Genomic DNA, 21,559 nt, shown 5'->3' with positions numbered 1-21,559 from the left:
TCAACTCATTAAAAAAGGACTATTGCAATCCAATGATTGTATAGCCTTTCCGCAATTCATTGTACCATCTTTTGGCACAATATCATATACCTTTCAGAACCTTACTTAAGATACCTTTGAAGGGTTTGTAAAGAAAATTAAGCTCTATAAATCCTGAGACATACGAATCATATCTTTACACTGTATGCCATTCTCATAAATTTCTTCTACATAATTATGTCTGATAAAGAAATCTAGATCTACACCTACAATTCTGAAACCACATTTTTGGTAGAGAGCTAACTGTCCAATGCTAGAGTTTCCTGTACCAATTTCTAACGTTTTATAACCTTGTGCCCTAGCTGTTTCAATGGCATGTGTCACTAATAGTCTGCCTATTCCTTTACCATGCATATCTTCTGATACTGCTATATTCACTAACTCAACTGTTTCAGGTCTTGTAGGTAAAAGAACATAGACTCCAACAATATGATTGTCAATCTCTGCTACAAAACACTGGCCTCTTTTCAAATATTCCTCAACAAGTTGGTGCGAAGGATCAGCTAGTAACAAAAGCTCCATTGGATATTTTTCATTTGAATTAAGTAGTCTAATATTCATATATTCTCTCCTGAATGTATTATGGCCCCCGGATTTCCCCCCTTATCGTAAGCTTTATTCCAGAAATCCGGGGGTGATGGCGATGAGATGAAGCCTTAACTCAGGTTGACCTCAATTCATACAAACCATTATGCAGTGAAAGACGGGCAGAGTATGGACCTTCAAACAAGACACTGGTATTAAATACGGCCGGAAGCCTATCATCAGGAAACCAAGGCCGTTGCTTGTCTATGACTATAAATGATCCTTCTACATTCCCTAGCGGCGCGAACTTTTGTCCAGCCCCTCCCCATGGATCAAGTTGGAACGTTTCGGTGATTATCCTAGATACTTCAGGGACATCATCGACAGGAAGACCGATCTCGCTTATACGAAGTAGAGAGTTGGGCCCGAAAGCTTCAGTGACTGCATTGTCGAGTGTATGGTGAGCGATGAACTCGACGAGGTTATGATCCGGATCATAGAAGTAAAGCGCGGTTGCATTCCAGTTTTCGAAAAAAAACTCATCTTCTTGGGGTCTTGAAATCAATGAAATTCCACGGTCGATTACCCACTGTTTTGCTTCTGTGAATTTATTTGTTGGAATCGTAAATGCAATATGGTAAAACTCATTTTCCATATGGGAGGATTCCTGAAAGGCAAGAGCCGATTCCCCTACTTGAAACGACAGCCGCGAAGGGCTTTCCTCCGCAACCTGCAAATCCAAGAGAGAGCCGTAAAAAGCTTTTATCGCTTCGAAACTATGGGTGCCTAAGAGCACTTCTTTTAATTTCAATGCATTGGTCCTCCCCACAAATAATTTTGAAACCCATTGTCCGTCTAATCCATATCAGCATTTTATCTCAGACTATATGAGGTCATTACAATGTTTGTTTATTATCCCTTAAGTCGCTTAAAAATTTGGCGTTCACATCTAACGCCGCAAATTGAAGTAGTATATCCTGTTCATCTAGAGCTTTACTTTTTGCTATTTCGAGATAAAGCTTGGGCTGGTCCCGAAACGCTCTTGCCCTCCCAATCGAGTATGCCTTCTGGAGATATTCATGAGCTAATACAGGCTTGCTCTGATGAAGAAGTGTTTCCGCCATCTGAATAATAAGGTTCAGCATGTATAATCCGGTACCCTGTACCTTCCAAATCTAAAATCTCCTCATTTAAAAGCTCTACTGATCGCTGCGTATGCCCGTTATAATTGAGAATTTGAACGTATTGATGCAAGGTTACACCTGTGATGCCCCATTTATGCTTAGGCTCGGGTATTAGATCCCAAGCCTTCTGTGCTTTTTCCACAGCCAAGTTGCTATCTAATGGGAGTGTATGAGCTGCATCCTCTCCAAGCTCCCAAATCTCTTCTTCCAATTGAGCCTCCAGATCGTGGTACATTCGAATATTCATCTATTCCTCCCAATTGGATAATGTAGAGTACTCTTCTAATGTCTCTCCATATTTTAACGCACGTTAGCTTCCGCTGCATTCGAATTGAATATTTTTATTTTTATAATCATAGATAAGAATGCTAGCAGTGCAAACATCAGTCCGCTCCAGATGAGCTGGTGTATTCCCAAGTGAGAGATAAACCACCCGCCCGTAGCAGCCCCCATCGTAATACCTAGATTAGAAAATGAGACAAACAGGCTGTTACCAAACTCTGGGGCTTCTTTCGCTTCCGTGGTTAACCATGTTTGACTAATAATAAGCCCCCCAGAATGCACGGCCCCCCAAATGAGCACAACCACAATCATCGGTAGGAAAGAAGCACCCAGAGCATAGGTGAATGCGTAAATGACCATATATAGCAAAGGAAACATGATGACGGTCTTGGTCAGATTTTTATGTAATAATCCCCCGAATAAAAAATTTCCAAAAATCATGACGATTCCAAAGACCATCAACATCATGCTGATCCATGACCCGTTCATCAGAGTTACTTCTCCAAGATATTCGGCAAAATAGCTATACACCGAAAACATAGCTGCAAAGATAAAAATAACAGTCACAATGTTGAACCACAATTGAGGTTTACGTAATATACCAAGCTGTTTGCCATAAGACATCTTTTCCTGAACTGGCAGGGAAGGAAGCCATACGAGTATTCCCACAAATGCAATCATGCTTACGACAGCTCCAAATAAGAAAGCAGCTTCTAACGATATCTTTTCAGCAAGATAGGAAGTCAAAGGCACGCCAAACGCAAATCCTACCGTAATTCCAGCGAAAACCTTGGTGACGGCTTTACTACTCTTTTCACGGGGAACAAGATGAGCTGCAGTCACGAGGGCGACCGAAAAAAAGACAGGATGAAAAATAGCGGGAAGAACACGAAAAATGAGCATGACCTCAAAATGAGTGGTATAGGCGTAGACAATATTGGAAATGACAAAACTGAATACAGCGATTAATAGAATGATTTTACGATTCATACCGGAAACGAGTAAGGTCAAAAATGGACCTGAAATGGCAACAACTAAAGAAAAAATACTGACGAGCCAACCAGCCTGGGCAGCTGATACATTGAATTTTTGGGTTACTTGAGGGAGAACGCCTATAATTCCCATTTCCGTTGTAATAATGCCGAATACGCCTAAAGCCAGAATGATAATAAGTAACGGGTTAACCTTTTTCATTTTAAGTATAAGCCTCCAAATTAATTATATATATAGATTTGTAGATATATTACGTGAAAAAAAACCTCCTTTCTATTTATAGTTCCTTTTGAACGTACTCGGCAAATTCCCGGATTGTTTTTTCATTCCGACGATAGTACGTCCACTTCCCAATACGCTCAGACTCTAACAAACCGGATTTTTGCATCGTTAATAAATAACTTGAAATCACAGACTGCGCAAGTCCCGCTTTAGCCTGAATATCTCCCACACATACACCAATTTGAAAATTAAGCCCTTGCTTCAGATAAGCCTGTTCATCAAAAAACTCTTCTGGTTTTTTTAACCACAGCATAATTAGACGACGAGTTTCGTTTGACAATGCTTTATAAATCAATGACGGTTCCATATAAAACATTATATCTATTTTATTAGATTTGTAAATATAAAGTCCAATGATTACGTAGAAAAATAAATAATAAAGGCTGTTTCCCCACGGGAAATCGTTGGGAAACAGCCTGTTCAAGTACATATTCAACTACACTGACTTACTCTTATTGGAGCGATACATCAAGTACAGGAAATACGGTGCACCGATCAGTGCGATCAGTAATCCGGAAGGAATTTCAGTCGGCGCAAGCACTGTCCGTCCAATCGTATCAGCCAGCACCAGCATTACCGCTCCCAAGATGCTAGACAGAACGATAGAGCGACGTACATGGTGCCCAATCAACGTACGCACGATATGCGGAGCAATCAGCCCGATGAAGCCAACTGTACCTACACAGGCTACCGCTCCGCCCGCCAGCAGCACCCCCACTGCCATCGCCAGCAACCGGGTGCGGCGCACCGGAAGTCCCAGTCCCATAGCGCTGCTGTCGTCAAACACCAAAAGATCGAAGCGGCGAGCTAGCCACCAGGCTATTGGCAACAACACGAGCAGAAAAGCCAAAATCGTCGCCACCTGCCCCCAGTTTCGAGCGTAGGTACTACCCGTCAGCCAAATATAGCCTGTGCTGCCCCAAAGCGAACCTTGGATAATCAGTATCTGAATACCAGCTGCTCCGATCGCTGATACAGCAATCCCAAGTAGGATGACCACAGACGGGTTTAGGTGCTTGTTCCATGATAAAAAGAAGATCACCGCCGCCGACACCGTCGCTCCGGCAATCGCCGCGATAGGCAGCATATAAACAGGCAGCCCAGGCCAAACGATAATCACTGCAAGCGCGCCAAAGCCAGCCCCTGAAGAAACACCAATGATCGAGGCATCCGCTAAGGGATTACGAACGGCTAATTGGATCAAGACACCGCTGACCGCAAGCGCGATACCAGCCCCGGCTGCCACCAGTGTGCGCGGAATTCTAAACTGCAGCAGGGCCGAATTTGCGTTCTCACCGCCAAATAGGCCAGACAGCAAATCGCCAACCGGAATTCGCATCCCTCCAAACATCAGGCTGAATACGGTCAACAGCACGGCACCGCACCCAAGCAACGTAACCAGCCTGCCATAGGGTAATTTCCGAGAGCGCACTCCTATGTTCATTGAAGATTGTCCATTAATCCCAGAAGGCAGCTTCATCTTCCACAGAATCAACCAAATTAACCAAGGAGCCCCAATCAAGGCCATCATTGCTCCGGTCGGCAGATCCATGCTTGATTGGTGGACCATCTTCGCCAGCACGTCAGCGCCTGTCAACAGTAATGCTCCCCACAGAAAGGAACCAGGCAGCACCCAGCGATGCATTTTTAGGCCGCTTAAGCGCACCAAATGTGGAGCTACCAAACCCACAAAACCAATAGGTCCAATGACGCTGACTGTAATGGTCGACAGCAGGACAGCTAATACAATACCCACCGCCCGGGTCAAACTAACCTTTTGTCCAAGTGACGTGGATGTGGACTCATCCAGATCCAGGACATCAAATTGTCTTGACAGCAGAAAGGCAATGACCGAGAGTCCTACGACCCAGGGCCAGGCGTAAGTCGTCCCGCTCCAGTCGTTTTGCACAAGCGAGCCAGAACCCCAGAGAAACAGTCCCTGCGTTTCAAATGAATAAAAGATATGCAAAGCTCCGGTAAACGAACCGAGAACCATCGATACAATCAAGCCGGCAAGCGCCAACCGAATCGGACTTCCCGCTCGTCCCCCGCCCATGAAGTAAGCGAGTACCGCTGCCAGCAGGCCGCCGACAGCGGCAAATAGAAACGGCGCCTGATGCAGCAGTCCGGGAAACATCACCGCGCCAAGGACAACCACAAAGTAGGCACCAGCGTTAATTCCTAGTGTATCAGAAGCCGCCAGCGGATTTTTGGTGATGGCCTGAAGCAAAGCACCAGCGATGGCAAGCGCACCACCAGCCAGGATTCCGATGACCGTACGCGGCATCCGGAGATCCCACACCATGTTATGTTCAAGCGTATCCTGACGCTGGGTCAACGCCTCAATTACCGTGTGAAGCGGGATCGAAGCCTCTCCATAACACAAGCTTACAAAAAAAAGCACGATGAGGACGATCAATCCGCCCCCAATGATGCTTCCTACACGCCAAGTCTTCGATAAACCCGTTGTGTCTGTTCGGGTCATTTCGTCAGAGCTCCGACTACCTGATCAACCAGTACTTTGGATGAGATTGGGCCGCCGAACGTCCATGTTGTACCGTCCAGTGGGTAGGTCCGTTTTTCTTTGACAAAGTTTAGTCCGTTCCATACCGAGTTGTTCTTCATCGCGGCTCCAAATACATCGTCCGTCTTTTGCGTAATATAGATAAAATTGCTGTCCTGCACAGCTGGAAGAGCTTCAATGCCAACGGTGCTAAACCCATATTTCTCGGTCTTGTCCGACTTCCAGTCGTTCACCATGCCAATTTTCGCGAGCGTTCCCACTACAACCGAATTTTCCTTGAACATTCGCAGACTGGCAGCATTTTGAGCTGTGAAGGCCTGTGTCAGCGCATAGTGAAAGTCTGCTTTGCCCGCTTTCTCTAATGTAGCCTTTGCCTCTACGTAGTGCTGGTCAAGTTCGCTTAGGACCTTATCAGCCTGTTCCGTTTTTCCGGTAGCCACAGCGACTTGCTTGAAAATTTCGACCATACGGTCGTAATCATAGCCGTTCCCCTTGTAAGGATCGAATTCTATCGTTGGTGCAATCCCCTTAAGTTGTGCATAGATCGCTGCATTGTTATCGGCGTTAGTGATAATAAGATCCGGCTTAAGCGCCGCAATCGCTTCTAGATTCGGTTCGCCCCGTGTGCCGATATCAGTTACGGTATCAGCCAGCTTCGCCTCCGGTGTTACCCACAGCTTGTAGTTTTCATTGTCCGCATTGCCGACAGGCTGTACGCCAAGTGCAATGAGGTCCTCGGTAAACGTCCATTCGAGTACAACTACACGTTCCGCTGGCTTGTCCAGCTTGACTTCCCCATGGTCATCCTTAACCGTAACCGGACCAGCCATTGTGGATGTCTGCTCAGACCCTGCAGTACCTTCCGTCTTCGAGCTATCCCCAGCCGCACCGCAGCCCGCCAATACAATAGTAAAAACTACAAATAATAATAGGCTATTCAACATCTTTTTCATTTCTCTCAATCACCCCTGTATGTATATTGCATTGGAAAATGATAATCATTATCAGTAAAGATTATAGGGCTAAGTGACTTTTGTCAATACAGATAAATCTAAAATTGAATCGCAAACAGGTTCCGTATATGATAGCTTTATCATTGTTTAAGGGAGGCTTCATTTACGTGGCGGTATTAATCAACGAGCAAATTAAAGCTGACGAAGTGGTGCTCACTGGACTCGCAGGGGAGAAGCTCGGCGTTGTATCCAAGTCAGAAGCCTTGGCTATGGCCCGATCCAAAGGGGTGGACCTGGTCTGCACCTCACTGATGAGCAGTCCACCACCCTGTAGCTTGGTCGCGAAGGGTAAAGGAAAAGCGCTGGCGCAAAAAGAAGCCGCAGCAAGCAAAAATGTCGGCCGAGCCGCAAAAAACAGCGGCAAAGAAAAGATCAAGGAGCTTCGCTTCACTGCTCATATTGAGGAACATGATTACGACACGAAGCTGCGTCAGGCAGACAAACATCTGCGTTCCGGCAAACCGGTGCAGCTGGTCGTTAAAGCGTCTGGTGCAAAAGAAGCACCTGTCGCCAAAGCGGTACTAGAGCGGCTACTAGTCGATTTGAAGGAAGTCGGAGTGAAGGATACTGGAATCCAGACGGGCGGCAAGGGCTCACAAGTGAAATTAAACCCTCGCTGAATGGCGAATCCGTAAATTGGACAAGCCACTTAGACTGTAAGAAACAGAGGGAGATCACTAATGGATATGAATGGACCTGTCAACATTTCTCGAAGTGAGAGACTTCAGACTTGCCACGATATAGCTGCGAGGTTACATGAAGTATACAGAGACAAAATTCTGGCTATAGGGGTCTATGGATCTGTTGCCAAAGGTACTGACGGCCCTTTCTCGGACATTGAAATGTTTTGTGTACTAAGTGAATCAAACGGCCCCGTAGAATTTAGCCATGAATGGTCAGCGGGACCCTGGAAAGCTGAGGTGAACGTCTATAGTTCAGACGTTCTTCTTAAAATTGCCGCTACTGTTGAGGGCGAATGGCCGTTGACACATGGCCCCTTCTTTTCCCCACTTCGTCTGTATGATCCTGAAGACTTTTTTTCTATATTAAAGGAAGCTGCCGAATCCCCAACAAAGGAAGATTTCAGGCATGCCATCAACGAAGTGCTTGTAGGTGAAATGTACGAGTTTATAGGAAAGCTTAGGAATGTCCGTGTAAATGGTCCTCATACCTACTTGCCATACTTGGTAATGCAGTTTGCCCAATATGGGGCTATGTTAGTTGGGTTACACAATCAGAAGCTCTTCTCAACGGGTTCAATGGTTCTACCGGAGGCCCTGGAACTACCGAGTCGTCCAGAAGGATTTGATCATGTAGTTAAGTTGGTTATGTCCGGAGATTTAGCTGAACCAGCGAAGATCATTTCAGCCTGTGAAGATTTCTGGAGTGGTCTTGTGAATTGGGCAGTCGAACATGACTACCTTATTCGATCACAACGAATCCCCTTTTGATCAAAAATAAAATTCGCTTTAATTTCACTTACTATAATATACCATGTTAATATATCATGTTTTTTATATGCCCAGTCCCCCTTTCGTTAAGGGGGGATTTTACTTTTCTTCTGGATGAATAATACTTCTTCGTTATGTTTTTCCACTATAATATATTTAAAATTTAAACTACTTGATTTCACCCACTACCTCCTTTATTCTCTGTATATGTAACTCTGTCTTTGCTTATCTATATCCGATGCTCACATACTTTCCTCATTCGTATACACATGCAAAAAATGTACAATTCCAGTGTACTCCATTAAAATTTTACACATAGAGCTTTATATAGATTTTATTTTTGTTAATATCCAACAACAGGGCCTTAGGCACTATGATAGATTACATTTTAATGATATATTGATAGGTACCATAAAAGACTAATTACCCATGGCTTGGGCTGGAGGATGTATGAAAAAGGAATCAAATCAAGACGAAACCAGTTATTTATTTAATGTAGATGTATTAGTTAAAGGCCGTTCGAATGTAGAGGCCCTTCAGTTCCTGCTTAATCTCTTGAGCCAAAACGAACACATTGCGGATAGCCGGATTCAATCCGGTATCGAACTTGGCAATTTAATTGAAGCTGCGCTGTACCTAAAAAAACAGTCAGCCGTGAATAGCCCATCTGATGCAGCCGCTACGCTCGCGGAAAAATTCTCTAAAAAGAAATCAGCCGCAATTACGAACAAGCCGCCAGTCGTTCAAGAGATCAAACAATCCCACGTACAGCCAAAGCCTGCAACACAACAAGACCTTAGTACGTATGAATGGATCAAACGCTATATACATGATAATACGCTTGTACGGTTAATCGTAAACCGCTATGGTGGACAACGCAGCATTCCTTGCCGCATCCTCAATCTGGACCATGATAATAGCCTGCTGAGTGTGTATCATGTAGATGAGAAACAAGTGTACTCCTTTAAAATGAATGAGATCGATGAAATCACATCGTAAATGTAAATACTTCACAAAAAAACGAAGCATGAAAAAAGAGAACGGTCAGGAAAAACATGATGTCTTTCTTGTCCATTCTCTTTTTTTGTATTATCCGAAAAGAACTTTAATCCTCTTTCTTCAGACCCATGGCAGCCCATGCCAGTAATATCCATCCTGCTATAAAACACACGCCTCCTAGAGGGGTGATAGCCCCCAGCACACGAATTTCGGTCAGACTTAGCACATACAAGCTACCAGAAAACAAAATGATACCCGTCAATAACAGACGAGCTGCCCATCTTAGACGGTTGGAAGGCCCCCACTGTCCAGCAGCCAACGCAATGATCAGCAAACCGACAGCGTGAATCATATGATATTTCACACCTGTTTCATATACGGCCAAAGCATCCGCGTCGATCCGGGCTTTCACAATATGTGCCCCGAACGCTCCAATGGCTACCGCCAACATCATCATTATAGATCCCGTAAATATCCATTTTCGTTGCATGTTTGTGTACTCCTTTTCATCTCATCCTTTTAGCCGAATGTTCTTCTTATTTTATCGAAACCGTATGAAGTTTACCAGCCAGCGTGTGTGAACAGACCGCATACAGAATTGGATGATTAGACCCTGTCTTTTGAAGGGTAATGTGTAGGGTGGCTTGCTTTTTTGTTTATTTTGTGGAAAATTAGTACCTGTTCGGACTATGTTCAAGGAGTGGAAAAAATGAGTAACCAAGATCCTAATTTGCAAAAGCCTGCTGCGTCTGAGGAGCACCCTGTTTTTTCAGAATCTCCTGTGTTCCAGCCTCCGGTCAAGCTCAAACATTCCGGTCCCGGAATTGCTTCTTTTATTATGTCGCTTGTCAGTCTGATCGGATATATTATTCTGGCTATTATGGTTATTAATCTACTGGCTCATTTCGGCCAATACCAGACGATGAACCCGGAAATCGCTCTGCAGCAAACCGGAACGGTATTGCTTCCTTTTATTTTTTTAGGCAGCCTGTTGCTGAATTGTAGCGGACTTGTCGTTGGTATCATTGGAATTGCGTTAAAAAACCGTAAGAAGACCTTTGCTATTACAGGCTTAATCATTAATGCACTTATTATTGTGGGCTTTATTGCACTTCTTGCCATCGGTCTTTCCGTTCCGAATAGCACAGCGGATATCTATCCTTCCTCCGTGCAATCTTTATAATTTTTCTGCATCACACAGAGAGGATTCAATGTATGAACAAAATTAAAATTTTTGCCGACAGTACCAGTGATATTCCAACTCACTGGCGGCAACAGTACGAGATTAGCATTGTACCTTTGTATACGGTATTTGGTGATGAAGCATTGCAGGATGGGGTGAACATTCACCCGGAACAATTATTTCAACGTGTAAGTCGCGAGGGACATTTACCACGTACCGCCGCACCTTCTCCGTCGGATTTTATTCAAGCCTTTGCTCCTTACATAGAACAAGGGGACGACATTTTATATATCAGTCTGTCTTCCGAGCTATCATCAACGTACCAGAATGCGCTACTCGCTGCCTCCGAATTTCCGGAAGGCCGCATTACGGTTTTTGATTCCTTGAATTTGTCGTGCGGCTTTGGCCTGCTTGTGATGAAAGCTGCTCGTGCGGCAACCAACGGCAATACGATAGAGCAGATTGTAGACATGTTGACGAAAACCAGGCCGCTAATAGATACGGAATTTGTCATTGATACACTTGAATACCTGTATAAAGGCGGAAGATGCTCAGGCATGCAAAATCTGATCGGCAGTCTGCTCAAAATTCGTCCGGTGATCAAAGTAATTGACGGAAAAATGACGCCAGCCTACAAAGTCCGTGGCAAACGTGAAAAAGCACTGGATCAGATGCTTCAAAACGCTCTGAATCAACGAGATCAGATGGATAACGATATCATTATTGTCGTGCACGCTTTGGCCGAGGAAGATGCGCTGATGCTGCAAGCTCGCTTGAAAGAAGAAACGAACGCACAAGAGGTACTGCTAACTACAGCAGGCTGTGTCATTTCCAGTCATTGTGGTCCACAGACTATCGGTATTATGTATGCCAAAAAGGCATAGTTCATCCAATATCAGACCCGTTGCCGCATAGGTAGCGGGTTTTTTGGTATTTTTCCAGCAATTTAGCAATGAATAACTTTCCTCTTTTTGATAGTATTATTCGTCGAGTAACGAACTATGAATCTACAATCTATCATAAAAAAGAAGGTTATTTGGTATGAGTTCCAAACGATCACGTTGGTTAGCCAAGCTTACCCTATCAGCAACGGCAGCCATCACAATATTCACAACATTCTCTTCATACTTAGCTGCTCCAGCAGCAGCATCCGGCGCTACGTTCCAGGATACTGCACACAGCTATGCCTATCAGTCTATTATTTCCCTGCACGCTAAAGGAATTTTGAACGGTACACGACCTGGTTACTTCTCTCCTAAAAAGGCTGTTACCAGAGCCGAATGGGTTACCGCATTGGACCGTACACTCGGTCTAGAGCCTGTACAAGCACCCGTTCCCTCCTACCGAGATGTTGCCAAAAAGACGTGGTACTATGGATGGATTGAAGCGGCTTCGCAGCTCAATATCGTTCAGGGGGGAACGTCTGCCACATTCCAACCTAATAGTCCTATAACCCGTCAAGAAGCGGCTTTGATGATCGCACGTCTCATCCGCTCTTCGGGCGGATCAGGAGATGCTACTTCCTCCTTCACAGATACTGGAGAAATTGCAGATTGGGCTCTGAATGCGGTAACCACCGTAAATCGTTACGGCTTTATGAAAGGTGAAAGTAACTATTTTCGTCCTGCATCCTCTCTGACTCGTGAAGAAACAGCGGTCTTACTGGAGCGACTGCTAACGTATTCAACAAAACATGCTAACCAAACTGCTTCCACCGCTTCTTCCATCCGAATTGGCTGGCAATATGATCAAACCGTTCAGCAGTTTGAAAATACGGTGCTCCAATCCAACATCAACACCCTATCACCACGTTGGTTTTTTCTGAATGAAACAGGTATTATCAGCGATTATACCAATTCATCGCTGCTCACCTGGGCCAAACAGCATCATAAAAATATCTGGGCGATGGTAGGCAACCGTTCCAACCTGGCACTGACGCACCAAATTTTGTCCAGTGAGGTTCTACGAAATAGAACCATAAGTCAGCTTGCTAATGCTGTATCTGTACACGGTTTGAATGGACTTATCATTGATTTTGAAAATGTAGATGGTCAGGATCGTGCCCATTTAACATTGTTCGTCCAACAATTAAAAGCTAAGTTAAAAAGTCAGAATACGGTACTGGCGATTTGTGTATCTCCTGATTACGGAACGGACTGGACTGCCGCCTTTGATTATAAACAGCTTGGCGCTGCGGCAGACTATCTGATCTTGATGGGATATGACGAGCACTGGGGAGGCAGCTCGATCCCTGGCTCTGTGTCCTCACTGCCATGGCTCCGTGAAAGCGTGCGGCGTTTTGTACAAACCACCTATCCAGAGAAAGCGATCTTGGCGTTACCATTATTTACACGGAACTGGACGCTTAACGCTAGCGGAAAGTCAATCGCTTCCTCTGATATTTCACTAGATCAGCAAAACCAGCTCGTATCCCGTTCCGTCTCCCAACCAATCTGGAATGAGGATATTCAGCAGTATACCGTGTCTTACAAAGACACACAGCTTCATAAATTGTGGCTCGAAGAAGGACGATCCTTCACTCGTAAGTATCGCTTGGGACAGGATGCTGGGTTTGCTGGCTTCGCTTACTGGTATGCGGGCGGAGGCAGCTCTGATCTGTGGTCCAGTGTAAAAAACGCTGACCGATTTATACAGCGTGGTTTATAAAATACAAAGCCTTCAACCTCACATAAAAAGTGAAGTTGAAGGCTTTTGGCATACATACTTAGCACCGGCCTATGACCGATATGCAACTTTCCCGTTTACAACGGTCATCCGTACCTTAACATCAAGTAAAGCTTGCGGGCTTTCCGATACATCATGGTCAATGACTGTAAAGTCAGCTGCCTTCCCTTCAGCTATCGTGCCTCTTTCATCAGCCTCACCGGCTGCTACTGCGCTTCCCGTGGTAAACAAACGAATGGCTTCATGTACATCCAGCTTTTCAGCGGGAAGATAGCCCTCATGCATTTCTTCCGGTTTGGCACGAGTCACTGCCGCATGAATACCAAGAAAAGGGTTTAACGGCTCAATCGGCGCGTCACTACCTCCAGCACATGGAATACCTGCTTCCAGCAGCTTTTTCCAGGCATATAAATATTCCGTCCGCTCTTTCCCCACCCGATCCAGTACCCAAGGGAAGTCACTTGCGACAAAACGGGGCTGGATGTCCGCAATCAGCGACAGCTTCGCCATTCTCTTGACCAAATCCCCCCTAAGCACCTGTCCATGGATCAGGCGATCTGGCAAACCGCTTTCCTCCGTGAGCGCATGGGCCTCCATCGCTGTCAAAATCATGTGCGTCGCCCCATCTCCTATGGCATGCACAGCCACAGGATAGCCTGCGGCTCTGACAGCAGCCACCATCTGATTCAGCTCCGGCTGCGGTTGAATCGCCATTCCGCAGGTATGCGGAGCATCACTATAGGGTTCAGACAATAATGCCGTTCTTCCACCAATAGCGCCATCGGCAAACATTTTTATCGCACCGATTTTAAACCACTCATTTCCGGTACCTGCACGCAGCCCTTGCACTTTCGCTTCTTCCAAAAATGGATGATAGATGAGCTGGTGTGTGCGAAAAGGAAGGCCTTCTTCTCTCAGCTCCCTGTAAATTCGCTGCATCGTCTCCACGCTGCCCAAAAAACGTAAATCCTCTGTGTGCGCAGCAGTCAAACCAAGCCTTAACGCATCCATAGAAGCCCGCCGAATCGTATCCTTCTTAACCGAATAATCCGGTTCTGGCTGCACGCTAGTAAAGGCAAAGGATGCTTCCTCATAAATTAAACCGTTCAACCGTCCATCTGCGTCTCGTCCATAGGCCCCCGAAGCCGGGTCAGGGGTGTCCTCGTTAATACCCGCACGTCGAAATGCCTCTGAATTGGCCAAAAACGTATGAAAGCACGTACGAGTGAGATATACCGGATGCTGATCTGTAATGGCATCCAGCTCGGATATATCCGGAATTTCAACAGGAATAAAAGCATTTTCGTTCCAGTTAAGTCCTAAAATCCACTCTCCCGGCGGCGTTACAGCGACCCGTTTGCGTAGCATAGCCAGCATCTCGCCCTTGGAGGTAGCTGATGTTAAATCGAGCATAGATAACTTCATACCATGCATAGACAAATGCATATGTGAATCGGTTAAGCCTGGCAGTACATAGGCATCTTCCCAATCCACGGTTTCATATTCCTTACCGGACAACTGCAATTCAAGCTCCCGAGCATATCCGACGGCCTGTATCCGACCCTGCTGTACAACGATGGAGTCTCCTTTGGAAGCCCACTCCCCATACAACCGGCCGTGCTTGAACAAAACGAATGTCAACGCCACTCATCTCCTTTTTTCAACTATACGCATATCCACTACATATTAAGCCTGTGTTGCCACTTCCAAGCGTAGTGTATTTATATCTATCTGCTGCACCTGCTCGGCAAATTGGTCATGAGCTGCACAGACAGCCATTTTATAATCCTGATCCAGCTCATACTGTTTAAAATGACAATACTCGGTGGTAAAGCCCTCTGTCGTAAAGCCTATGAACGGTTTTGCATTCAACTCGAATGAAAAAGACTTTAACGGCAGGGTTAGTCCCTGCCCCTCGGCCTTCACAAAGCTTTCCTTAAGCGTCCATAGATCGTAAAAATAGGACAATCGGCTGTCTGCATCCTGACGCATTAACGCATCATACTCTGTGTCCGAAAAGCACACCCTACCTACCTCAAAATCAATAGGACGAAGCTGCTCAATGTCGATTCCAAGCGGGTGATCATCAATAGCGCATACCACCCATTTTCCCGAGTGAGAAACATTAAAATGGAATGCAGGTGCATTTATTAAGGAAGGCTTACCGAATGCATTGTATGTAAATTGAAGACTGGCATTCGATACCTTCAATTGCCGGCAGGCCAACCATCTTAACAGCACATCGGCATATAAACCCCTCAAAGCATCTTCCCGATGTAAAAAACGATCTAACTTGTGCTGCTTTTCTAGTGAAACCCGATGTACCAGTAATTCGTAATGCTCCTCAGCTTCCGGCTTGCTCGTATCAATCGCGTATATTTTCATGGTCGCCTCCTATATACCTAATGAATATCAGCCAGTTTGTAACACTCACCGTTCGATGGAAGTCTGTTAGATATGGATGGTGTGTGCCGTGTACATGGTCAATATACTACTCTAGCACTTTCAATTCAATATGGATACAATTGGGATAAGTAGCTCTATTAAAACTGCTTCGTAGATTCCGTTAATGAAAGCGCTTTAAAATAAAGCATACAGAGGAGGACGAAACAATGAAATATGATTTTGCCCGCTTGCTGTGTATTATGCTCTCTATTTTGCTGACGTTGAGCATTTTTCAGATGTTTTCACCTAAGATCGCTTCAGCCGCTTCAGCCGCTTCAGCGAATGTCGTGAATGGCATCCAGTTTAAAGATACAGATGGAAACGTGGTCCATGCCCATGGGGGTGGTATGATTAAAGTAGACGGTTACTATTATTGGTTTGGTGAAAATCGTAATCCCAACGGCACGTTCAAGGCGGTATCCGCCTACCGTTCCTCTGATTTAAAAAACTGGGAGTTTCGTAAAAACGTACTGACCAGCAGCTCCGCCGTAGAGCTGAATGTTTCGAATATTGAACGTCCGAAAGTGATTTATAATGAAAAAACACGCAAATACGTATTATGGATGCACAAGGAAAATGGGGTTAATTACAACGAGGCCCGAGTGGCTGTCGCCTCCTCCGATACGGTGGACGGCGATTACACCTATCAGGGTAGCTTCCGTCCGCTGGATTACGATTCGCGCGATATGACCGTATACAACGATAACGGTACAGCTTACCTCATTTCGGCTACCCGGGTAAACGCGGATCTGAACATTTATCGTCTGACACCGGATTTTCTGCAAGTTGAATCGCTGGTGACTACACTTTGGCCTGGACAATACCGTGAAGCTCCAGCGATGTTCAAAAAAGGAGACGTCTACTTCCTGATTACATCTGGGGCGACCGGCTGGAATCCCAATCAGGCCAAGTATGCTACCGCATCCAGCATTGAAGGAACCTGGAGTAATACGATAAACTTCGGGGACGGTACGACATATGGCTCACAGTCGGCTTACGTGATTCCTGTTGAAGGTGCCCAGACAACTTCATACCTGTATTTGGGCGACCGTTGGGCGGGTGCATGGAGCGGTCCTGTGCAGGATTCTCAATATGTATGGTTGCCACTACGTTTTCCAACAGCGACTTCATTAGCTATGGATTGGTTCGACAGCATTAATATTGACACCGCCAGTGGTGTGGTCGAGGGGATAACGACGCCAATTGCCATTGATCCGGATGCCTATTATCAGCTAGTGAATCGCAAGAGCAATAAGCCACTAAGCATTATTGGCAATGCAACGACGGACGGCGCAGATCTGGAGCAGCGTGCAAATTCCGGGGCAGCAAACCAGCAATGGCAGCTCAAGGATGCAGGCAGCGGATATTATAAAATTATGAACCGCAACAGCGGAAAGCTAATTGGTGTTGAAAGCGGTACGACAACAGACGGTACAGTTATTGAGCAGTGGAGCGACGGAGGCTGGTCCAGTCAGCATTGGCAATTAGTATCCGTAACCGGGGGCTATTACAAGCTGAAAAATCGGGCAACTGGCAAGCTGATCGATATTTCTGAAGGCGCCACCGTCGATGGAGCCAAAGCCATTCAATGGGGCGATAATGGTGGGACAAATCAGCATTTCCGTGTAGTTAAAGTAGAATAGCCCAAGTTATTTTCAAAAGGAGCCGTATTCCGAGCAGATCATGGTGACTGCTAACGGAAATAACGGCTCCTTTTTACGTAAAACGATGAAATTGATAATCTTTAGTACGTTACAGTTCCCACGGATAATCTGTTGTCAGAAAACTAGCCAGCTGCTTGCTTTCTTCCCTCCGCTGACGCCGTATGGCTGCGCGTGATGGAGCCGTCTGGTGCAATTGTAACTGTTCTTCTGTTTCTGGAATCACCTGCGGCACGGTCACTTTACGGTTGTTCTCGTCCAATGCCACAAAGGTCAGGAAGGCGGTGGCTGCGATTTTTCGGTCGCCAGTCATTAGTCCTTCACGAATTACCTTTACGAACACCTCCATCGAGCTACGGCCTGTCCAGGTTACGAACGCTTCTAGCGTGACAGAATCACTCGGATGGATAGGTAGCAAAAAATCCACCGAATCCGTAGAGGCTGTAACTGTGTTCGTACGACACAGCTTAGCAGCTGCAATAGATGCGATATCGTCGATATACGACATCAGTCGGCCGCCGAAGAGCGTGTTATGATTGTTGATATCGTTGGGAAATACTCGGGATGTCTTAAAGCAGTAGGTTTCTCGGATGTACTTGCTTTCCATGGGTTCTTTCCTCTCTTTTCCTCGTTGCTCTCTTTTTATATCTCAGGATTTTGCAAAATCCTGATGTGGAAGCCTGTTTTAGACTATGCTAATCATCCCACTAATCCGCATAATAAATCAATACATAAAAATCGGCATCCTCATCCGAATCATTGCGGTAGGTATGTATGTCAGATACTTGAAATTGCACGGCATCCCCTGCACTCAGCTTGAGCTGTTGCCCCTGCATCTCAAAGTACATTTCCCCACGGATCATGAGAATCGTTTCCTCTCCCAGATGCTTCTCTGCCTGGTGTGTAAAGCCTGGCTTCAGACTTACCGTGAACACCTCAAACTTCTTTTCCGCGTGATACGGGAATACAGGGTAAACAAAATAGTTACCGTCCTCATCAATAACCGGATGCAGGTCTTCCCTTCGAATCTTCGTGATTTGCGGCGGGTCTTCTTTAAGAAAGGTGGAGAAGGATACGTGCAAACCGTTCGCAATTTTCCAAAGGGTTGTTACCGTAGGATTGGATTTCCCCTTCTCAATCTGAGCCAGCATCCCTTTGCTGACCCCTGTCAGTTCAGCCACCTTATCCAAACTAAGTCCTCTAGTCTTCCTGATTTGAGCCAAATTAGAACCAATAATATATTGCATTGAATCCACCGAATTATACCTCCTCGTATCCAAAAGTCTATATATGAAGAATACACAAAAGACTGTGTGTTCGCTATATATAGAAGCCGATCAAGGTATATACAAGGCTTAAACGGGAAGTAGGCATGCTATAATTTACTGTAATATGGTCAGGTTCCTCGTTAACTTCAACATGCCAATAAAAACATTTGACATTGAATATAAATGTCCTTAAACTTCACTTATTAAAACGTTTTTCAAAACTATTGTAATATCCTGAAGGAGGGCTGCTATCCTATGACTTTTCCGTCCCTGAACACCCAACAGGTGAGAAAACCAACGTTGACTATCTAGGAGGGACTAAATTTGAATCCGCAAACCCGCAAGTCCCGTTACATGTACACGATGCAGCTGGCAACAATTTTTATTGGCTTTATTGTATTTGGCATCTCGGAAAATATTAAAGGCCCTGCTATTCCACGCATTCAATTCGACTTCAATCTGGATGAACAGCAGCTCGGAACATTGTTGTCTCTAAACGCACTTGGTTATTTGATTGCCTGCTCGTTCACCGCCGTTCTTGTCCGTAAGTGGGGAATCAAGGCGGTCAGCATCATTTCCTTTGCTTCCATGATCATCTCGGGAGTGTTCATCTATCTGTCGCACACGTATCCTTTCTTCGCCTCGTCCTACTTCTTGATGTATATCGGGAACGGCATGCTGGAGATTGCGCTCGCCATTTTGGGGGCGAGGATTTTTGTGAAAAATACCGGCACGATGATGAATTTGTCCCACTTTTTCTATGGGCTCAGCTCAACAGTCGCCCCTTTGCTGGCGACGGGAGTCATGTCACTGACGGTATTTGGACATACGCTGGACTGGCGGGGGATGTATCTGGCTATGTTGTCGCTCTGCCTGCTGCCGATTGTGGCCGCACTGCTCAGCACCTTCCCGGGAGACGATCTGCAGCATGAGGAACGGACCTCACTCAAGACCCTAACCCGCGATCCGGCACTCTGGATGATGGTAATGATCCTGTCGTTTGGGGTAGTCTCTGAGCTCGCAGTTGGGGGCTGGCTAGTCAACTTCTTAGAGAAAGCGTATTCATGGAGTACGGTGAAGGCGTCCAGCATGCTCTCAGCGTTCTTTCTTACCTTCTCGTTGGGGCGCCTGTTGCTTGGTCCGCTCACTGACCGGATGGGGTTTGTGCTTTCGACGATTCTATTCTCCGCCTTCTCAGCGATATGTACGTTCGCAGCAATCGCGGGTGGGGAGAGACTGGCGTTTCTCTTTGCCGTATCGGGTGCAGGCATTGCAATGATCTATCCGACCGTGATGGCGTTCATAGCACGGAGATATCCGAAGGACAGTGATACAGCTATTACGTTCGTCGTCACGCTGATGGGTATAGGTAGTGTCATTGGCAACTATGTGATCGGCTGGGTAATCGAAGGGGTCAAGATAGTCTACGGCGCAACTACTGAGCTTGGCATGCTGCGCGGGCTTCAGGCGGGATATGGAGTTATCGGTCTATGCGCAGCCATCTGCGCGGTCTCGGGAATTATTCTCTACAGATATCTGAAAAAACGGCAGGAGCTTATATAAGTTACCATCTTAGGGTTGTCCCATAAGTCATGAACTGACTGGGACGCCCTTTTTTTACGAACTCCCCATTCAGTCAAAACAGTCCTTGTATGAACACATCCGATTTGAACACCGCTCTTGGATACTGGCTGCTGCCAAATCGTCTGCAACCGGAACACGAGCGAAGCTTTTTGGTAAATACATAGCCTTCCTTGGGTCATCAATAGTAAATCAAACAGCTTTTTAAGGGCAATTCTCCTGTATTCTACTCTATTAGGCTGTAATTTTTCTGAATAGAAGAGTGTAGCCGAGAGCGGACAATAATACTGTGTGTTCGCTATAGGTGATATTCAATATAACATACAATTGTGTAATATATTGATACTTTACGACTTCCGTTATATACTATTAAAAAATTTATACACTGGGGGTAAGATTAAAATGTCCATAGCTTCGGAGTTGAGCGGAACGAAGCATGATTCACTCAGCTTTTTACAAGGGGTTAAAGATTGCATTCCTACATTGCTTGGTTATGTATGCATTGGGTTCGCGGCAGGGATTGTGGGCGCTTCGTCAGGGGTTAGCACCATGGAAATTGCCCTGATGTCGGCGCTTGTATACGCAGGAGCCTCCCAGTTTATTATGTGCTCCATGCTGGCTGTAGCCAGTCCTCCATCCGTCATTATTTTAACGACATTCATTGTGAATGCCCGCCATCTGCTGCTAAGTGCATCGCTGGCTCCTTACTTTTCTAAATATTCACTATGGAAAAACATAGGTATCGGCGTTCTTTTGACGGATGAATCCTTTGGGGTAGCGTCTGATAAATTGGCTAAAGGCGGACAGGTCAGTGACCGTTGGATGAACGGGCTTAATATTACAGCTTATCTCGCCTGGATTGCATCCTGTGTGGCAGGAGGGATTCTCGGAAACTGGATTTCCCGACCGGAGGCTTTTGGTCTGGATTTTGCCTTGCCTGCGATGTTTCTTGCCCTACTCATTTCCCAGCTCCAAAGTGTCCCTACCTCCAAACTCAAGCATCGTCTGCTGCTTGTGCTATGTATGGCTGTTCTGATGTACCTTTTGTCCTGGTGGGTGCCGTCACATATTGCTGTCATTGTAGCGACCATGATCACCGCAACGATTGGAGTGTTAACCGACAAATGAACATTAATCCCCATGTCCTGTATATCATTATCGGTGCCATGATTGTCCCAAGGATCATTCCCTTTGTCGTGCTGCAAAGGCTGGCGCTACCCAAGCCAGTGCTACAATGGCTTTCCTATATTCCTATTTGTATTTTCACTGCACTCGTGATGGAAAATCTACTCGTCCGAACCGAGACCTCCGTCACTTTTAATGGGCAAGTGCTTATGGCTGTCTTTCCAACGCTAGTGACCGCCTTGTGGAGTAAAAACCTGCTGGCTACCGTCGTTGTCGGTATTGTGAGTATGGCTGTAATTCGACTATTGTGGTTGTAATC

At 45.7% G+C, this 21,559-nt stretch carries 22 protein-coding genes; 10 read left to right on the top strand and 12 right to left on the bottom strand.

Annotated elements, in window-relative coordinates; all coding sequences use genetic code 11:
- Positions 1–144: 144 nt before the first annotated feature.
- From MKY35_RS07775 to MKY35_RS07745, 7 genes are all read right to left on the bottom strand, one after another.
- A complete protein-coding gene (locus tag MKY35_RS07775; protein WP_342446044.1) occupies positions 145–600 on the bottom strand; it encodes a GNAT family N-acetyltransferase in 456 nt (151 codons plus the stop codon).
- A 100-nt stretch (positions 601–700) separates the two neighbouring features.
- Positions 701–1,375, bottom strand: coding sequence for a VOC family protein (locus MKY35_RS07770; RefSeq protein WP_341039146.1), 675 nt, complete (start codon positions 1,373–1,375; stop codon positions 701–703).
- A 266-nt stretch (positions 1,376–1,641) separates the two neighbouring features.
- Entirely contained in the window at positions 1,642–1,995 is a 354-nt protein-coding gene (locus MKY35_RS07765) for a hypothetical protein (RefSeq protein ID WP_342446043.1), read from the bottom strand.
- 53 nt (positions 1,996–2,048) lie between these two features.
- Positions 2,049–3,224 (bottom strand): MFS transporter, encoded by a 1,176-nt coding sequence (locus tag MKY35_RS07760; RefSeq protein ID WP_342446042.1) that lies wholly within the window; start codon positions 3,222–3,224, stop codon positions 2,049–2,051.
- A gap of 76 nt (positions 3,225–3,300) precedes the next feature.
- The gene (locus MKY35_RS07755; protein ID WP_023987858.1) at positions 3,301–3,612 is read right to left on the bottom strand and encodes a helix-turn-helix transcriptional regulator; all 312 of its coding nucleotides are present in this window, start codon (positions 3,610–3,612) and stop codon (positions 3,301–3,303) included.
- Positions 3,613–3,741: 129 nt separating this feature from the next.
- A complete protein-coding gene (locus MKY35_RS07750) occupies positions 3,742–5,790 on the bottom strand; it encodes an iron ABC transporter permease (protein WP_342446041.1) in 2,049 nt (682 codons plus the stop codon).
- Positions 5,787–6,782: an iron-siderophore ABC transporter substrate-binding protein gene (locus MKY35_RS07745; RefSeq protein WP_342446040.1), complete on the bottom strand. Its 996-nt coding sequence runs from the start codon at positions 6,780–6,782 to the stop codon at positions 5,787–5,789. Before MKY35_RS07745 ends, MKY35_RS07750 begins: the two co-directional genes overlap by 4 nt.
- Before the next feature lie 167 nt (positions 6,783–6,949).
- Between MKY35_RS07745 and infC the strand changes: the two genes are divergently transcribed.
- The 3 genes from infC (at position 6,950) to MKY35_RS07730 (ending at position 9,292) form a co-directional block, all read left to right on the top strand.
- Positions 6,950–7,462 carry a translation initiation factor IF-3 gene (gene infC, locus MKY35_RS07740; protein ID WP_342446039.1) on the top strand — a complete coding sequence of 171 codons (513 nt, stop codon included), beginning with the start codon at positions 6,950–6,952 and terminating at the stop codon, positions 7,460–7,462.
- 60 nt (positions 7,463–7,522) lie between these two features.
- Complete coding sequence (locus MKY35_RS07735) at positions 7,523–8,293, top strand: ANT(4')-I family aminoglycoside nucleotidyltransferase (protein WP_342446038.1); 771 nt, start codon at positions 7,523–7,525, stop codon at positions 8,291–8,293.
- 450 nt (positions 8,294–8,743) lie between these two features.
- Entirely contained in the window at positions 8,744–9,292 is a 549-nt protein-coding gene (locus MKY35_RS07730; RefSeq protein WP_029516552.1) for a hypothetical protein, read from the top strand.
- A 106-nt stretch (positions 9,293–9,398) separates the two neighbouring features.
- On the opposite strand, the gene MKY35_RS07725 is transcribed toward MKY35_RS07730, so the two are convergent.
- On the bottom strand, positions 9,399–9,782 hold the full coding sequence (locus MKY35_RS07725; RefSeq protein WP_342446037.1) for a DUF423 domain-containing protein: 384 nt from the start codon (positions 9,780–9,782) through the stop codon (positions 9,399–9,401).
- 219 nt (positions 9,783–10,001) lie between these two features.
- Here MKY35_RS07725 and MKY35_RS07720 point away from each other — a divergent pair, with 219 nt between their 5' ends.
- From MKY35_RS07720 to MKY35_RS07710, 3 genes are all read left to right on the top strand, one after another.
- Positions 10,002–10,475, top strand: coding sequence for a hypothetical protein (locus MKY35_RS07720; RefSeq protein ID WP_069012792.1), 474 nt, complete (start codon positions 10,002–10,004; stop codon positions 10,473–10,475).
- 32 nt (positions 10,476–10,507) lie between these two features.
- The gene (locus tag MKY35_RS07715; protein WP_322251413.1) at positions 10,508–11,359 is read left to right on the top strand and encodes a DegV family protein; all 852 of its coding nucleotides are present in this window, start codon (positions 10,508–10,510) and stop codon (positions 11,357–11,359) included.
- Positions 11,360–11,516: 157 nt separating this feature from the next.
- The gene (locus tag MKY35_RS07710; protein ID WP_322251412.1) at positions 11,517–13,142 is read left to right on the top strand and encodes an S-layer homology domain-containing protein; all 1,626 of its coding nucleotides are present in this window, start codon (positions 11,517–11,519) and stop codon (positions 13,140–13,142) included.
- Positions 13,143–13,211: 69 nt separating this feature from the next.
- On the opposite strand, the gene MKY35_RS07705 is transcribed toward MKY35_RS07710, so the two are convergent.
- Entirely contained in the window at positions 13,212–14,801 is a 1,590-nt protein-coding gene (locus MKY35_RS07705; RefSeq protein ID WP_342446036.1) for an amidohydrolase, read from the bottom strand.
- Positions 14,802–14,846: 45 nt separating this feature from the next.
- On the bottom strand, positions 14,847–15,545 hold the full coding sequence (locus MKY35_RS07700) for a 4'-phosphopantetheinyl transferase superfamily protein (protein ID WP_322251410.1): 699 nt from the start codon (positions 15,543–15,545) through the stop codon (positions 14,847–14,849).
- A gap of 227 nt (positions 15,546–15,772) precedes the next feature.
- Here MKY35_RS07700 and MKY35_RS07695 point away from each other — a divergent pair, with 227 nt between their 5' ends.
- Positions 15,773–17,248, top strand: a complete 1,476-nt coding sequence (locus MKY35_RS07695) for an RICIN domain-containing protein (RefSeq protein WP_342446035.1) — start codon at positions 15,773–15,775, stop codon at positions 17,246–17,248.
- A gap of 109 nt (positions 17,249–17,357) precedes the next feature.
- Here MKY35_RS07695 and MKY35_RS07690 read toward each other — a convergent pair whose 3' ends face one another.
- Positions 17,358–17,873, bottom strand: a complete 516-nt coding sequence (locus MKY35_RS07690; RefSeq protein ID WP_013309488.1) for an acyl-CoA thioesterase — start codon at positions 17,871–17,873, stop codon at positions 17,358–17,360.
- A gap of 100 nt (positions 17,874–17,973) precedes the next feature.
- Positions 17,974–18,522: a helix-turn-helix domain-containing protein gene (locus MKY35_RS07685; RefSeq protein WP_029516544.1), complete on the bottom strand. Its 549-nt coding sequence runs from the start codon at positions 18,520–18,522 to the stop codon at positions 17,974–17,976.
- Positions 18,523–18,858: 336 nt separating this feature from the next.
- On the opposite strand from MKY35_RS07685, the gene MKY35_RS07680 reads away from it, so the two are divergent.
- The 3 genes from MKY35_RS07680 to MKY35_RS07670 all read left to right on the top strand — a co-directional run bounded on the left by MKY35_RS07680 (position 18,859) and on the right by MKY35_RS07670 (position 21,557).
- Entirely contained in the window at positions 18,859–20,097 is a 1,239-nt protein-coding gene (locus MKY35_RS07680; protein WP_029516543.1) for an MFS transporter, read from the top strand.
- A 420-nt stretch (positions 20,098–20,517) separates the two neighbouring features.
- Positions 20,518–21,243, top strand: a complete 726-nt coding sequence (locus tag MKY35_RS07675; RefSeq protein ID WP_342446034.1) for an AzlC family ABC transporter permease — start codon at positions 20,518–20,520, stop codon at positions 21,241–21,243.
- Positions 21,240–21,557: an AzlD domain-containing protein gene (locus MKY35_RS07670; protein ID WP_342446033.1), complete on the top strand. Its 318-nt coding sequence runs from the start codon at positions 21,240–21,242 to the stop codon at positions 21,555–21,557. The genes MKY35_RS07675 and MKY35_RS07670 overlap by 4 nt, the downstream gene beginning before the upstream one ends.
- Positions 21,558–21,559: the final 2 nt, after the last annotated feature.

Origin of the sequence: Paenibacillus sp. FSL L8-0638 (assembly GCF_038593075.1) — a bacterium.
GTDB classification, from domain to species: Bacteria; Bacillota; Bacilli; order Paenibacillales; family Paenibacillaceae; genus Paenibacillus; species Paenibacillus polymyxa_D.
This window is presented reverse-complemented; position numbering and strand designations above follow the sequence as displayed.